This window comes from Pseudomonas sp. S4_EA_1b (assembly GCF_016307435.1).
GTDB classification, from domain to species: domain Bacteria; phylum Pseudomonadota; class Gammaproteobacteria; order Pseudomonadales; family Pseudomonadaceae; genus Aquipseudomonas; species Aquipseudomonas rhodesiae.
The window spans coordinates 158,914-173,315 of the sequence record NZ_JAEILC010000001.1; the positions used below are offsets into that span (position 1 = coordinate 158,914).

At 61.6% G+C, this 14,402-nt stretch carries 12 protein-coding genes and 2 pseudogenes; 5 read left to right on the forward strand and 9 right to left on the reverse strand.

Features of this window, described 5'->3' with window-relative positions:
• Nucleotides 1-69: 69 nt before the first annotated feature.
• Both YA0848_RS36570 and YA0848_RS36575 read left to right on the forward strand, forming a co-directional pair.
• Nucleotides 70-1,134, forward strand: a pseudogene (locus tag YA0848_RS36570) (methyl-accepting chemotaxis protein); the annotation flags it as partial.
• 258 nt (nucleotides 1,135-1,392) lie between these two features.
• Nucleotides 1,393-1,989: pseudogene (locus YA0848_RS36575) on the forward strand (methyl-accepting chemotaxis protein); the annotation flags it as partial.
• 617 nt (nucleotides 1,990-2,606) lie between these two features.
• On the opposite strand, the gene YA0848_RS00755 reads toward YA0848_RS36575, so the two are convergent.
• From YA0848_RS00755 to YA0848_RS00770, 4 genes are read right to left on the reverse strand one after another with little or no spacing between them, the layout of a single operon-like run.
• Nucleotides 2,607-2,975: a glyoxalase superfamily protein gene (locus YA0848_RS00755; protein ID WP_034100565.1), complete on the reverse strand. Its 369-nt coding sequence runs from the start codon at nucleotides 2,973-2,975 to the stop codon at nucleotides 2,607-2,609.
• 29 nt (nucleotides 2,976-3,004) lie between these two features.
• Entirely contained in the window at nucleotides 3,005-4,468 is a 1,464-nt protein-coding gene (locus tag YA0848_RS00760; protein WP_184316470.1) for an N-acyl-D-amino-acid deacylase family protein, read from the reverse strand.
• Nucleotide 4,469: 1 nt separating this feature from the next.
• On the reverse strand, nucleotides 4,470-5,330 hold the full coding sequence (locus tag YA0848_RS00765; RefSeq protein ID WP_198731211.1) for a MurR/RpiR family transcriptional regulator: 861 nt from the start codon (nucleotides 5,328-5,330) through the stop codon (nucleotides 4,470-4,472).
• Nucleotides 5,331-5,342: 12 nt separating this feature from the next.
• Nucleotides 5,343-6,692: a GntT/GntP/DsdX family permease gene (locus tag YA0848_RS00770; RefSeq protein ID WP_232925008.1), complete on the reverse strand. Its 1,350-nt coding sequence runs from the start codon at nucleotides 6,690-6,692 to the stop codon at nucleotides 5,343-5,345.
• 248 nt (nucleotides 6,693-6,940) lie between these two features.
• Between YA0848_RS00770 and YA0848_RS00775 the strand changes: the two genes are divergently transcribed.
• Entirely contained in the window at nucleotides 6,941-7,321 is a 381-nt protein-coding gene (locus tag YA0848_RS00775) for a lysozyme inhibitor LprI family protein (protein WP_169868795.1), read from the forward strand.
• 21 nt (nucleotides 7,322-7,342) lie between these two features.
• Here YA0848_RS00775 and YA0848_RS00780 read toward each other — a convergent pair whose 3' ends face one another.
• From YA0848_RS00780 to YA0848_RS00795, 4 genes are all read right to left on the reverse strand, one after another.
• Nucleotides 7,343-8,788: a SulP family inorganic anion transporter gene (locus YA0848_RS00780; RefSeq protein WP_034115076.1), complete on the reverse strand. Its 1,446-nt coding sequence runs from the start codon at nucleotides 8,786-8,788 to the stop codon at nucleotides 7,343-7,345.
• Nucleotides 8,789-8,916: 128 nt separating this feature from the next.
• Nucleotides 8,917-9,813, reverse strand: coding sequence for a LysR family transcriptional regulator (locus YA0848_RS00785; protein ID WP_034100570.1), 897 nt, complete (start codon nucleotides 9,811-9,813; stop codon nucleotides 8,917-8,919).
• Between the two features lie 30 nt (nucleotides 9,814-9,843).
• Nucleotides 9,844-10,434 carry an NAD(P)H-dependent oxidoreductase gene (locus YA0848_RS00790; RefSeq protein WP_034100571.1) on the reverse strand — a complete coding sequence of 197 codons (591 nt, stop codon included), beginning with the start codon at nucleotides 10,432-10,434 and terminating at the stop codon, nucleotides 9,844-9,846.
• 115 nt (nucleotides 10,435-10,549) lie between these two features.
• Complete coding sequence (locus YA0848_RS00795; RefSeq protein ID WP_034100572.1) at nucleotides 10,550-11,314, reverse strand: sulfite exporter TauE/SafE family protein; 765 nt, start codon at nucleotides 11,312-11,314, stop codon at nucleotides 10,550-10,552.
• Between the two features lie 152 nt (nucleotides 11,315-11,466).
• Between YA0848_RS00795 and YA0848_RS00800 the strand changes: the two genes are divergently transcribed.
• Entirely contained in the window at nucleotides 11,467-12,387 is a 921-nt protein-coding gene (locus YA0848_RS00800; RefSeq protein ID WP_169903803.1) for a LysR family transcriptional regulator, read from the forward strand.
• Nucleotides 12,388-12,425: 38 nt separating this feature from the next.
• Here YA0848_RS00800 and kynU read toward each other — a convergent pair whose 3' ends face one another.
• Complete coding sequence (gene kynU / locus YA0848_RS00805; RefSeq protein WP_169903804.1) at nucleotides 12,426-13,676, reverse strand: kynureninase; 1,251 nt, start codon at nucleotides 13,674-13,676, stop codon at nucleotides 12,426-12,428.
• A gap of 144 nt (nucleotides 13,677-13,820) precedes the next feature.
• Here kynU and YA0848_RS00810 point away from each other — a divergent pair, with 144 nt between their 5' ends.
• Nucleotides 13,821-14,294 (forward strand): Lrp/AsnC family transcriptional regulator, encoded by a 474-nt coding sequence (locus tag YA0848_RS00810; RefSeq protein WP_034100577.1) that lies wholly within the window; start codon nucleotides 13,821-13,823, stop codon nucleotides 14,292-14,294.
• The last annotated feature ends 108 nt before the right edge of the window (nucleotides 14,295-14,402 follow it).

Genomic DNA, 14,402 nt, shown 5'->3' on the forward strand with positions numbered 1-14,402 from the left:
TCCTTCTCAACTTGGCTGGCTCAAACAACAACACCGTCCAGCAGACAAATCACTTTTGCGGAGCATTCGATGAACAGCTGGTTCGGTAACATCAGCGTCAACCTCAAACTCGGCCTGGGCTTCGGCCTGGTGCTGGTTCTCACCTCGATCCTGGCCCTCACCGGCTGGACCAGCCTCGGCAGCCTGATCGACCGCAGTAACTGGATGAGCGATATCACTCAGCTCAACTCGTCGCTGACCAAACTGCGCATCGTGCGTTTGCAGTACATGCTGGCGAACGGCGACGAAGCCGTTGCGCAGAATGTGCAGACCAGCCTGGATGCGTTCGCCGCGCAACAACAGAAGCTGCTGGACAGCTTCAAGAGCCCGGAAAACGTCAAGCTGCTGACCGACCAGAAGGCCGTGATCACCGCCTATCAGCAGTCCCTGAACAAAATGCGCGAGGCTTACCGCAACGGCAACGCTTCACGCCAGGTCATGGGCGACAAGGCCGACATTGCCAACGCTCAGATCGAAGCACTGGACACCAATGTGCAGCAGATGCCGGACAGCCCGGAACGCTTCACGCAGTTCCAGGCGCTGACCAATGCCAAGCAAGAATTTCAGCTGGCGCGCTACGAAGTGCGCGGCTACACCAATAACGTCAACCCCGACACCGAAGCCCGCGCTGCGGCGCAAATCGAGAAAGCCATCAACGGCTTGAAAGGCTTGAGCGCGGTGTTCGGCAGCAGCCAGCAAAGCGCATTGACCGCGCTGGAAACCGCACTGAGCGCCTATCGCAGTGCCGTGCAGAACTACAAGGCCGCCAACGCCAACATCGTCGCCGCCCGGGCCGAGATGACCACCCAGGGTGCCGATATCGTCACCATCAGCGACAAGCTCTACGATATTCAGCTTGAGCGCCGCGACGCCGAAAGCGCCCAGGCCCGCAGCCTGCAATTGATCAGCACCTTGCTGGCACTGCTGGTTGGCATCATCGCCGCGCTGGTGATTACCCGCCAGATCACCCGCCCGATCCAGGACACCCTGGCCGTAGTGGAACGTATTGCCTCCGGTGATTTGAGCCATAACATCCAGGTCACCCGTCGCGACGAACTGGGCGTGCTGCAACAAGGCATCCAGCGCATGGGCACGACCTTGCGTGAACTGATCAGCGGGATTCGTGACGGCGTCACGCAAATCGCCAGCGCCGCCGAAGAGTTGTCGGCCGTGACCGAGCAAACCAGCGCCGGCGTGAACAGCCAGAAAATCGAGACCGACCAGGTCGCCACCGCGATGCACGAAATGACCGCCACCGTGCAGGAAGTGGCGCGCAACGCCGAGCAGGCCTCCCAAGCAGCGTCCGATGCCGATGGCCAGGCCCGTGAAGGCGACAAGGTGGTGGCCGAGGCGATCGCCCAGATCGAGCGACTGGCCGCCGAAGTGGCACGCTCCACCGACGCCATGACGCACCTGCAGCAAGAGAGCAACAAGATCGGCAGCGTCATGGACGTGATCAAGGCCGTGGCCGAACAGACCAACCTGCTGGCTCTCAACGCCGCCATCGAAGCAGCGCGTGCCGGTGAAGCCGGTCGCGGGTTTGCCGTGGTCGCGGACGAAGTACGTGGCCTGGCCCAGCGCACACAGAAATCCACTGAAGAAATCGAAGGTCTGGTGGCCGGTTTACAGAACGGCACCCAGCAAGTGGCCACGGTGATGAACAACAGCCGCAGCCTCACCGACAGCAGCGTGGAACTGACCCGCAAGGCCGGAGTGTCGCTGGAGAACATCACGCGGACGGTGTCCAACATCCAATCGATGAATCAGCAGATCGCGGCTGCCGCCGAAGAACAGAGCGCCGTGGCCGAAGAGATCAGCCGCAGCATCGTCAACGTACGTGATGTATCGGAGCAGACCGCCACCGCCAGTGAGGAGACCGCCAAATCCAGTGTGGAACTGGCCCGACTGGGCAGCCAGTTGCAGCAGATGGTGAGTCACTTCCGGGTATAAGAAACCAAAAAGCCGCCTCGGCATACACCGAGGCGGCTCCGCTTTTCAGACCTTAGCGGTCATCGAAGCTGTCTCGCAGGAACTTCCATACGTGATAAGCACGCAGGCAGTTCACTACGAGGTTCCACATACGTCGTGCAAACTTAGACATACTCGGCCCTCCGTGAGTTGGGCCTTACCTCCAGCGCACTTACCGGAACATGTGGGCCTTCGGATGCACGTCAGTGCTCCTGTGAGGCGGCCAGGTTTAAGGTCCTCGTGCGTGAATCCGGCACGGGTTGCAAGCCCGTGGCAGTCGGTCCAAATATCTGCGCGCGAACCCAGCCAACCTCTTCACGATGATGCAGAACGGGGGCGATACTAGCTCACGCCACCGCGCCAAGGTGTGACGAGAAACCGCCATTTACCCTCAAAAAGTTGTTGCCGTTTTTTGCAGATATGAACGCGGAAAACTGGCGTCTACGGCATCCTCAAAAGGTGTTGCATAAAGCCTTGAAGCCGCAGTAGTATCGCCAGCACGTCAGTGCTCCTGTGAGCCGCAGCCCTGGCCGCAAACCGGGATTGCAAAAAAAAACCGTCTTAACCAAGACGGTTTTTTATTGCCTGCGATTTACCGCTCAGCCCTCGCTCTCCTCCACAAACACCAGCCGATTGCCGAACGGGTCCTTGATGCTCATCTCCCGCGAGCCCCATGGCGTTTCCTCGACCTGCGGCTTAGCGTAGCGATAATCCTTGGCCAACAATTGCTGCTGATAACCGTCCACGCCTTGTGCCTGGATACGCACAGCGGCGCCAGGCGAGGCATCGCCATGGTGCTCGGACAAATGCAGCACACACTCGCCCAGTGACACTTGCAGGTACAACGGATAATTGGCCTCGAAACGGTGCTGCCAATCCACCTTGAAACCCAGGAAGTCGACGTAGAACTCCAAGGCCTTGGCCTCGTCGAAAATCCGCAGGATGGGGGTGACTTTTCCTAAGTGCATGGCGCTCGCTCCGTGTATGAAGGCGCCCACTATAAAGACGAAAAGCCACCGCGCAAATCCCCGCTGCGCGCCAGGAAGCGACCCGGCCGTTGACCGTTGGCCTGCCCATCGTGGTAGCTCAAAACGCCATTGACCCACACCCCTTCGATGCCTTCTGCCGCCCGCTGCGGCGCTTTGAAATCCGCCATGTCGCGCACTCGCAGAGGATCGAACAACACCAGATCTGCCCAGTGCCCTTCACGAATTTGCCCGCGCTCCGACAAACCAAACCGCGCCGCCGACAAGCCCGTCATTTTGTGAACCGCCGTATGCAGTGGGAACAGCCCCACATCCCGGCTGAAGTGCCCGAGCACTCGTGGGAACGCACCCCACAGGCGCGGATGGGGGAACGGGTCTTCCGGCAAACCGTCAGAGCCCACCATCGACAACGGATGCGCGAGGATGCGCCGCACATCTGTCTCGTCCATGCCGTAGTACACCGCCCCCGCCGGTTGCAGGCGACGTGCTGCGTCGAGCAGCGAAACGCCCCACTCGGCGGCAATGTCCTGCAAGTCGCGCCCGCCCATGGACGGGTGCGGCGTCGACCAGGTGATGGTGATGGGGAAAGCATCGGTGACTTGCTTGAGGTCCAGGGTCGAGGAACTGGCGGCGTAGGGGTAGCAATCGCAGCCCACCGGATGGGTTTTCGCGGCGTGTTCCAAGGACGCCAGCAACTGCGGACTACGCCCCCAGTTACCCGCGCCGGCACATTTGAGGTGGGAAATGATCACCGGCGCCTGGGCATGCCGACCGATCAGGAACGCCTCGTCCATGGCCTCCAGCGCCGGTTCGAATTCGCTGCGCAAATGAGTGGTGTACACCGCGCCGAAGGCGGTGAGTTCTTCGCTCAATTGCAGCACCTCATCGGTCTCGGCGTTGAACGCGCTGGCGTAGGCCAGACCGGTGGACAAACCCAGAGCGCCCGCCTCAAGGCTTTCCTTCAACTGCGCGCGCATGGCCGCGATTTCCGCCGGGCTGGCCGTGCGGTACAGGTCATCCAAATGGTTGCTGCGCAGCGCCGTGTGGCCGATCAGCGCCGCGACGTTAACCGCCGGATGGGCGTTTTCCACCGCCTGGCGGTAGTCGGTAAAGCGCGGGTAGGCAAAGGCGTCGCGCCGACCCAGCAGATTCATCGGGTCCGGCGGATCGCCGCGCAGGCTGACCGGCGCGGCGCTGATGCCACAATTACCGACGATCACCGTGGTCACGCCCTGGCTGAGTTTGGGCAGCATCTGCGGTTGGCGGATCACCACAGTGTCGTCATGGGTGTGCACGTCGATAAACCCTGGTGCCAGCACGCGGCCGGCAGCCTCGATGTGATGCTCGGCCACGGCAGCCGACAGGTCACCGATCGATTCGATGCGCCCGGCCAACAGTCCTACATCGGCGACATATCCCGGGGTGTTGCTGCCATCGATAATCAGCGCCTGGCGGATCAACGTGTCGTACTTCATTTCAATCTCCAAGCGGTAAGGCATCGGGGCCGCCGCGGTAGTCGTCCAGGGCCAGCTTGATGCGGCGCAAGCGCTCCTGGTTATCGTCTGGCATGGCCAGCGCCAGCTCGGTGGCGAGCAGGTCAATGGCCAACAGCATGCCGTAGCGCGCCGCCGTGGGTTTGTAGATAAAACTGGTTTCGGCCAGTTGCAGCGGCAGCACGACGTCGGCCAGGCGCGCCAAAGGAGAGTCGGCGAGGGTGATGGCGATAACGCGTGCGTCGTAGTTGCGCGCCAGTTCCACCACATCGAGCAACTCGGGCGTCAGGCCGGTCAGCGAGCAGACGATCAATACATGCTGCGGGCCCAGCGTGGCGGCGGTGACGCGCATCATCACCGGGTCATGACAGGCCGCAATCGGAAAACCCAGGCGCACCAGGCGTACTTGCAACTCGTCGCTGCACAGGCTCGACGGCCCGCCCATGCCAAACGCGTGCACCATGCGCGCCCGGCTCAACAGGCTGACGGCATCAGCGAAACCTGCCTGATCGAAGCCCGACAGGTGCTGACGCAGAGTGGTTTCGATATCCCCCAGGATCTGCCGGTGAAACGCCGATTGCTCCGGCGTGCCCGCCGGGTCCAGGAAGCGACTGCCGACGCCGCTGGCCTGAGCCAATTGCAGGCGCAGATCACGCAGGTCGCGACACCCCACACTGCGGGCAAAGCGCGACAAGGTGGCGGTGCTGACCTCCGCCCGTTGGGACAACGCTTCCAGGCTGGCCGACGCAGCAAACCCCACGTCTTCCAGCATCAGCCGGGCGATGCGCCCTTCGCCGGCGCTGAAGGACGCCTGGCGGGCGCGGATCTGGTAGAGGATGTCCATGGCGTCTCCGAATTACAGCAGGCAGGACAGACCATAGGTCAGACCGAAGGCAACCACCGAAATCAGGGTCTCCAGCACGGTCCAGGTCTTGAAGGTCTGGATCACCGTCATATTGAAGTATTCCTTGATCAGCCAGAAGCCGCCGTCATTGACGTGGGAAAAGATCACCGAACCGGCGCCGGTGGCCAGCACCAATAATTCCGGGTGTGGATAACCCAGGCCCAGGGCCACCGGCGCCACTACACCGGAGGCAGTGGTCATGGCCACCGTCGCCGAGCCGGTGGCGATGCGCATCAATGCGGCGAACAACCAGCCCATCACCAGCGGCGACAGATGGAAGGCATGGGCCAGGCCAAGAATCTCGTTGGTCACGCCGGCATCCACCAGAATGCGATTCAAACCGCCACCCGCCCCCACCAGCAGCGTGATGCTGGCGGTCGGTGCCAGGCATTCGTTGGTGAATTTGAGGATCGACTCGCGATTGAAGCCTTGAGCCAGGCCCAGGGTCCAGAAACTCACCAGGGTCGCCACCAGCAGCGCGATCACCGAGTTACCGATAAACAACAGGAACTGGTTGAACCCCGTGCCCGGCGTGGAAATCACGTTGGCCCAACCGCCGATCATCATCAGTACCACCGGCAATAGGATGGTGGCCATGGTCAGGGTAAAACTCGGGAGACGGCTACGCGGTTCGCGCTCGATAAACTGGCGCTCCAACGGGTTTTCCGCTGGCAGGTGGATACGCGGGACGATGTACTTGGCGTAGACGGGACCGGCAATGATCGCCGTCGGAATGCCGATCAGAATCGCATACAGCACGGTCTGCCCCACCGACGCGTTGTACGCCAGCACCGCCATCATCGCCGCCGGGTGCGGCGGCACCAGCGCGTGCACCACCGACAACCCAGCCACCATCGGCAAACCCACCATCAGGATCGACACCCCCACGCGCCGCGCCACGGTAAAGGCGATGGGCACCAACAACACAAAGCCCACCTCGAAAAACAGCGGCAGCCCCACCAGGAACGCGATACACACCATGGCCCAATGCGCGTTGCGCTCGCCGAAACGATGGATCATCGTGCGCGCCACCTGCTCGGCGCCGCCGGACTCGGCCATCATCTTGCCAAGCATGGTGCCCAGTGCCACCACTAGGGCGATGTGCCCCAGGGTTTTGCCGACGCCCGCTTCATAGGACCCCATGATGGTATCCGCCGGCATCCCGGCCATCAGCGCTAGGCCGATGGACACCAGAGTGATAACGATGAACGGGTTGAGTCGGTAACGTGCAATCAGCACGATCAAAGCAATGATGGCGATGGCAGCGTATGCCAACAGCCCGAAGCCCGGTGATGCGGCCATGCGGTACTCCTCGGAAAGGGTCACGTCGAATTGGTTGTGAAAGTCATAAATCATTTCCGCACGGCATTTTCAAACTGCATGAAAGTAACTTTCGCCCACGGATAAGCGCTGTCGCCATCGGGCATGCCCGGCGCCATCGGATGAAAATCAGGGGGGTGTTCTTACATGAGGATCGGACGCTGCCGGAAACTCAAACCGCGCCGCTGGGTCTTAGAATGCGCATCCACTCATGCCCAGGAAAATCGATGATGATTCGTAGCTCTCTCGCCACCGGCGCCGTGCTTCTGGCTTTGTGCGGCCACGCATCGGCTGCCGATAACGCGGCGCTGGAAAAATGCATGGACAGCGCCAACACCACGCTCGACATGGTCACTTGCAACACCAAAGAGGCCAAGGTTCAGGACGAGCGCCTGAACCGCGCCTACAAAACCGCCCTCGCCGCCCAAGAAGGCCCGCGTAAACAGCAACTGCAGGACGTGCAGCGCCTGTGGATAAAGTATCGCGACGCTAATTGCGCCTTCGCCGGTTCGGCAACCGGTGGTTCCATCGATCGGGTCAACGGCTCCGGCTGCGTGCTGGACATGACCCAGACCCGCGCCCAGGAACTCGAAGACCTGGTCGGGCCATAACCCCTCGATCAGAGTCGAAGGTCAGTCATGATGCACCCGCGCGCGCTTGAGCAGTTTCTTGCAGCGCTCGGACAAATGCAGCACCCGCAGGTGCTTGCCGGCCTTGCTGTAGCGCTCGCGCAAGGTCATCAACGCGGCAATCGCGGAATAATCGACGAAGCTCAGGTGGCGACAATCCAGCGTCACTTGGGCCGGGTCGTTGGCCGGGTCGAATTGGTTCAGAAACGGCGTGGTCGAGGCGAAGAACAAGGTGCCGTGCAGGCGATAGAGCTTGCTGCCGTCGGCTTCCAGGTGTTCATCGGCATACAACTCGCGGGCCTGTTGCCAGGCGAAATTCAGCGCCGCAATCACGATCCCGCACAGTACGGCGGTGGCCAGGTCGGTGAACACGGTGATCACCGTCACCGCGATAATCACCAGTACATCGTTGAGCGGCACTTTATTGATTACCCGCAGCGACGCCCAGGCGAAGGTCTGCTGCGACACCACGAACATCACCCCCACCAGCGCCGCCAACGGGATCCGCTCGATCAGCGGTGACAGAAACAGAATGAACAACAGAATCATCACCCCGGCAAACACCCCGGAAAAACGCCCGCGCCCGCCGGAGCTGAGGTTGATCACGGTTTGCCCGATCATCGCGCAACCGCCCATGCCGCCGAACAGACCCGAGACCATATTAGCCGCGCCCAGGGCCACGCTTTCGCGGTCGGGGTAGCCACGGGTTTCGGTGATTTCGTCGGTGAGGTTGAGGGTCAGCAGGGTTTCCAGCAGACCGACCATGGCCATCAGGAACGCGTAGGGCGCGATGATGCCCAGGGTTTCCAGGGTCCAGGGAACCTGCGGCAGCGCAAAGCTCGGCAAGCCGCCGGCGATGTGGGCCATGTCGCCCAGGGTGCGCGTCGGCAAACCCAGCAGGTACACCGCCAGGCCCACGCCGAGGATCGCCACCAGCGCAGGTGGAACTGCGCGGGTGATGCGCGGCAACATATAGACAATCGCCATGGTCACCAGCACCAGGCCGGTCATCACATACAACGGCGTACCGCTGAGCCAGGCTTCACCGTTCTTGAAGTGTTCCAACTGCGCCAAGGCAATGATGATCGCCAGGCCGTTGACGAACCCCAGCATCACCGGGTGCGGCACCATGCGCACCAGTTTGCCCAGGCGCAACAGGCCGAAGGCAACCATGATCAGCCCGCCCAGCAGCACGGTGGCGAGCAAATATTCCACGCCGTGCTGCACCACCAGCGCGACGATCACCACGGCCATCGAACCGGCCGCCCCCGACACCATCCCCGGCCGCCCGCCGAACAGCGCCGTGAGGGTGCAGATGATAAAAGCGCCGTACAGGCCCATCAGCGGGTTGAGGTGAGCGACCAGAGCGAAGGCGATGCACTCGGGCAGCAACGCAAAGGACGTGGTGAGGCCGGCCAGGGTATCGGCGCGCAGACGGGTGAGGTTCATGAAGTACCAAGGTATTGCGGGGAATAAGGCCGGGAATGGTACGGAATTGAGCGGGGTGGGGCTAGTCTTGAAGTCCGAGTGGGGCTCATCGGGGGCAAGCCCCCTCCCACATCACTGTGGGAGTCGAATCAGCAGGCATACCGCGCCAGCTTGGCCTGGATAAAGTCCAGGAAGCACTGGATGCGCAACGCCAACTGGGAGTTGCGATAGAACACCGCGTGGATCGGTTGGCGGTAGCCGCTGTAGAACGTTTCCAGCAGCGGCACCAGGCGCCCGGCGTCGATATCGTCGAAGGTCATGAAGTTCGACAGGCACGCTATGCCTTGCCCCTCCAATGCCAGGTGACGCAGGGTCTCGCCACTGGAGGCGGCGATGCTCGGCTGAATCAACCAGCGGTCGCCTGCCGCGTGGCGCAACGGCCAGTGGTTGAGGGTTTCGGTCTGGGTGAAGCCCAGCAAGGTGTGGCTCGCCAGTTCAGCGACCGTGCGCGGGGTGCCGTGGCGTTCCAAATAGTCGGGGCTGGCGAGGATATGCAACGGCGTGCAGCCCAAGGAACGCGCATGCAGGCTCGAATCGGCCAATGCACCGATGCGAATCGCAATGTCGGTGCTCTGTTCCAGCAGGTCGATGATCAGGTCATCGCTGTTGAGCTCCAGCTGGATCTGCGGGTACAGGCGGCGGAATTCGGCGATGTACGGAATGATCCCGTGCAGCATGAACGGCACCGCCGCGTTGATGCGCAAGCGCCCGGCCGGAGTTTGCTGGCGCGAGGACAAGCGTTCTTCCAGCTCATCCATCTGCGCCAGGATCACCTTGGCCTGCTCGAAGAAGTATTTGCCCTCTTCGGTCAGGTCCATGCGTCGCGTGGTGCGGTTGATCAGCGTGGTGTCGAGCTTGGCTTCCAGGCGCGACAAGGTACGGCTGACCGCCGACGGCGTCTGCCCGGCCTGCTCCGCCGCCGCGGAAATCGAACCGCACTCGATCACGCTGACAAAGATCTGTAGTTCATCGGACCGGGCTTTCACGGGCGCTCCTCTCTCATCTTGAGGGGCAGCTTACACCGAGAGGTTGAACACCTGCGCCAGATGCTGCTCATAGCGCGCCACATCCGCCTCGATGGCCGGACGTTTCATCACGTCCACGCAGAGGAAAGTCGGCAGGCCGGTCATGCCGAGGAACTGATTGGCCTTGTGGAATGGGAAATACACCGCGTCCACACCCTTGGCTTCAAAGAAGTCACTGGGGTCGTCGAACGCTTGCTGCGGTGCGTTCCAGGTCAACGACAACATGTACTGCTTGCCCTGGATCAGGCCGCCGCTGCCGTATTTCTGCGACGCATCGGAACGGGTGCGACCATCGCTGGCATACAGGCTGCCGTGGCCTTCGGTGAAGACTTCGTCGATGTACTTCTTGACGATCCATGGCGCGCCCATCCACCAACCGGGCATCTGATAGATGATCACGTCGGCCCATAGGAACTTGGCGACCTCTTCGGCCACGTCATAGCCGGCGTCGATATGGGTGACCTTGACGTCGATACCGGCACGGTCCAGCACCGCCGCTGCGGTGTCATGCAGGGTGGCGTTGTAGCGGCCATCGGAGTGGGCGAATTGTTTACCGCCGTTGAGCAATAGGACTTTTTTCATGGGAGATTCCAGAAGGTTGAAAGGTCTGGACGCAGACTATCCATCTGGCTCCCCTTGAATAAGCCACAAACCGGCAAAATACATTTGACCTAAAGGCACGAATACGCAGCCATTGTTAACCGCTGATCAGCAGATGCCCGCCCAAAAAAGCCATACCAACAAAAAATACCCGTTTGAACACCACGGCACTGATGCGCTGGCGTACCCACTGACCCAGCCACATGCCCAACAACGCCGGCACCAGCGCCAGCAGCGAGGCATTCAGTTCGGCGCCGCCCAGCCCGCCGCGCCAGGCCAGCCCGGCAGCCAAAGCCAGGGTAGACACGCTGAACGACAGCCCCAACGCCTGCACCAGTTGATCGCGCTGTAACCCCAGCGCCTGCAGATACGGCACGGCGGGGATCACAAACACTCCGGTGGCGGCGGTAACGATGCCGGTGAGCAATCCGCATAACGGGCCCAGCCAGCGTTCCGTCGCCGAGCCGACGTTGAATGTGGGCAAGAACAACCCGCTCAATGCATACATCAGCAACGCTGCGCCCAAGGCGTGCACCATCCAGCCGCCGCCGTCCATGCCCAGCCACGCAGTACCGAGCCCGGTGCCGAGAAAAATCAGCAGCAGCATCGGCCACAAGCGCTTGAACAGAGCACTCAGATGGCCGCCGAACGCCAATTGCCAGAGGTTGGTAACGGTTGAAGGAATGATCAGCAACGCCGCAGCCTGCGCCGGTAACATAGCCAGGCCGAGCAGGCCCATGGCCACGGTGGGCAAGCCCAGGCCGATCACCCCTTTGACGGTGCCCGCCAGCATAAAGGTGCCGATCACCAGCAAAGACAAGGCCAGGCCGATATTTTGGTAAAACGTAAGGAAAGTCGTCATTGGTCAATAGTGACGTTTTCCGATGGGCTCGAAAATTCGCCATATACTGAGTCAGCCTCTTGTTTAGCTTGAGGCTTAGCGCCCCTCGAAACTCCAATGTGGGAGGGGGCTTGCCCCCGATTAGGCCCGCTGAGCCACCCGAGAAACCAGTCATGCACTTTGACCTGATCGACCTGCGTCTCTACCTGCACACCCTGGACGCCGGCAATATCACCGCTGGCGCATCCCGCAGCCATTTGTCCCTGGCCGCCGCCAGCGCGCGCATCCGGGCCATGGAAGCGTCGCTGGGCATCGAGTTGCTGCAACGCGGTCGCCGCGGCGTCAGCCCAACGCCCGCCGGCAAAGCCCTGGCTCGCCACGCGCGGCTGTTATTGCAACAGGCCGATCACCTGCGACAGGACCTGGCCGCCTACGCCAACGGCGTCAAAGGCCAGGTGCGCTTGCTCTGCAATACCACCGCACTGAGTGAATACTTGCCTGAACTGCTGGCGGATGTACTGCGCGAACATCCCAACCTGGATATCGACATGCAGGAACTGCCCAGCCTGCGCATCACCCAGGCGTTACGCCAGGGCACGGCCGATTTGGGGATTATCTCCGACGCCGTCGACACCCACGGCTTGCAGACCCTGCCCTTTCGCGACGACCCACTGCTACTGATCATGCCGACGGAGCATACGTTGGCGGCAGGCCCGGTCAGTTTTGTCGACAGCCTGCAACACGATTTCGTCGGCCTGGCCGCCCACAGTGCGCTGGCGGTGTACCTGGACGAACAAGCGTTGCACGCCGGCTTTCGCCTGCAAGCGCGCATCCGCGCCGAGAGCTTTGATGGGGTGATGCGCATGGTCGCCCGCGGCGCCGGCCTGGGGATCGTGCCCCAGGCCGCGTTGGACCGTTGGCCGGGGGAGCATCACTTTAAAGCCCGGCCCCTGCGCGAGGACTGGGCCTGTCGGCGACTGCTGTTATGCGCGCGCTCGTTCGAACAACTGCCGGGTTACGCTAAAGCCTTGTTCGATGCGCTGGCCAGATCCCCTGTGGGAGAGGGCTTGCCCCCGAAGACGGTACGTCAGTGACAGATGGGCTAACCGACCTATCGGCCCCCCGTCACATTTCAGGTGACACTGTGGCGGACCTTGAATTGCGGCTGGTCCCAGGTGCGGTTATCGAGAATCTCACCGAGGATTTCCACGGCATCGAAGACTTCGGTGAAGGTTGTGTACAACGGGGTAAACCCAAAACGCATGATGCGCGGTTCGCGGTAATCGCCGATCACGCCTCGGGCGATCAGGGCCTGGATCACCGCGTAGCCTTCAGGATGCTCGAAGCTCACATGGCTGCCACGCCGGGCGTGTTCACGCGGGGTAATCAGCACGAGGTGATGGGCCGCGCAGCGAGCCTCCACCAAGTCGATAAACAGATCGGTCAACGCCAGGGATTTGCGGCGCAGGCTGGCCATGTCGGTCTGTTCAAAAATCTCCAGACCGCATTCCACCATCGCCAGCGACGTGATCGGCTGGGTGCCGCACAGGTAACGAGCGATGCCAGCGCTCGGCGCATAGCTGGACTCCATAGCGAACTGCCGCGTATGCCCGAACCAGCCCGACAACGGCTGGCGCACCAGGTCCACCAGCGCCGGGTTGACCCACACGAACGCCTGGGAACCGGGGCCACCGTTGAGGTATTTGTAGGTGCAGCCAATCGCGTAATCGGCGCCGGCCCGATGCAGGTCCACCGGCACCGCGCCCGCCGAGTGCGCCAGGTCCCAGATCGTCAGCGCACCGCACTCGTGGCTCAGGGTGGTCACGCCCTGCATGTCGTATAGGTAGCCGGTCTTGTAGTTGACGTGGGTGAGCATTACCACGGCCACGTCGGCGTCGATGGCCTGGGTCAGCTCGTCGGGGCTGTTCACCAAGCGCAGCGAATAACCCTGTTGCAGCAACTCGGCCAGGCCTTCGGCGATGTACAGGTCGGTGGGAAAGTTGCCGGCCTCGCTGACGATCACCTTGCGCGCCGGCGCCCGCTGGCGCTGCACACTCAACGCGGCACTGAGCACTTTGAACAGGTTGATCGAGGTGGTATCGGTGATCGCCACTTCGCCATCGCGTGCGCCGATCAGCGGGGCCAACCGGTCGCCCAGGCGCAGGGACAGGTCCGCCCAGCCCGCGCTGTTCCAACTGCGGATCAAACCGTCGCCCCACTCTTGGGCAATCACCTGTTGCGCCCGTGCCAGCGATGCCACGGGGCGGGCGCCCAGGGAGTTGCCGTCCAGATAGATCACGCCGTGGGGCAGAGCGAACTGCTCACGCAAAGGCGCCAATGGGTCCTGGGCATCAAGGGTTTGGCAATGGCTTCGAAGGGGCATGGGCGATCCTGGTTTTTATAGGAGAAGATGAACCAAATTATTAACGAAGCTTTAGAGAATTTTCGTGCAAAGTGGAGGGCAACAAGCTAATTAAGCTGTAGGAAATTCGAATTAAACCTCTAAATACGCGGAATTATTCTAAGCATGATTCTTGACCCCACCGACCTGCGCCTCCTGCATTTCCTGCAACAGGATGGCCGTATCAGCAACCAGGAACTGGCGGAAAAAGTCGCCCTTTCGCCCTCTGCCTGCCTGCGCCGCCTACGCCTGCTGGAGAGCGAAGGCGTGATCAGCGGCTACCGGGCGGTGCTGAATGCCGAGCAACTGGGGATCGAATTGGAGGCCATCGTTCACCTGTCTTTGCGCCAGGACGTGGAGGATTGGCACGAGACGTTCATCAAGAAAGTGCAAGGCTGGCCGGAAGTGGCCAGCGCCTATGTGATCACCGGCGCCAGCAACTATGTGCTGCGGGTACAGGCGCGCAACCTCAAGCATTTTTCGGACTTTATCGTGAACCACCTGAACCGCACGGCGGGGGTGACGGATATTCGCTCGGAGATCGTGCTGCAGAAAATCAAGGATCGGGATGAGGTGCTGGATCTGGTCGTGCGCAAATAGTCAGCCACGCCCCCATTCAAATGTGAGAGGGCGTTAGCCCGGCAAGCACGGCGACCTCAACGATGGTGGAATCCGCCCAACAATGGCTGTTGGATCAGGCACTTGATG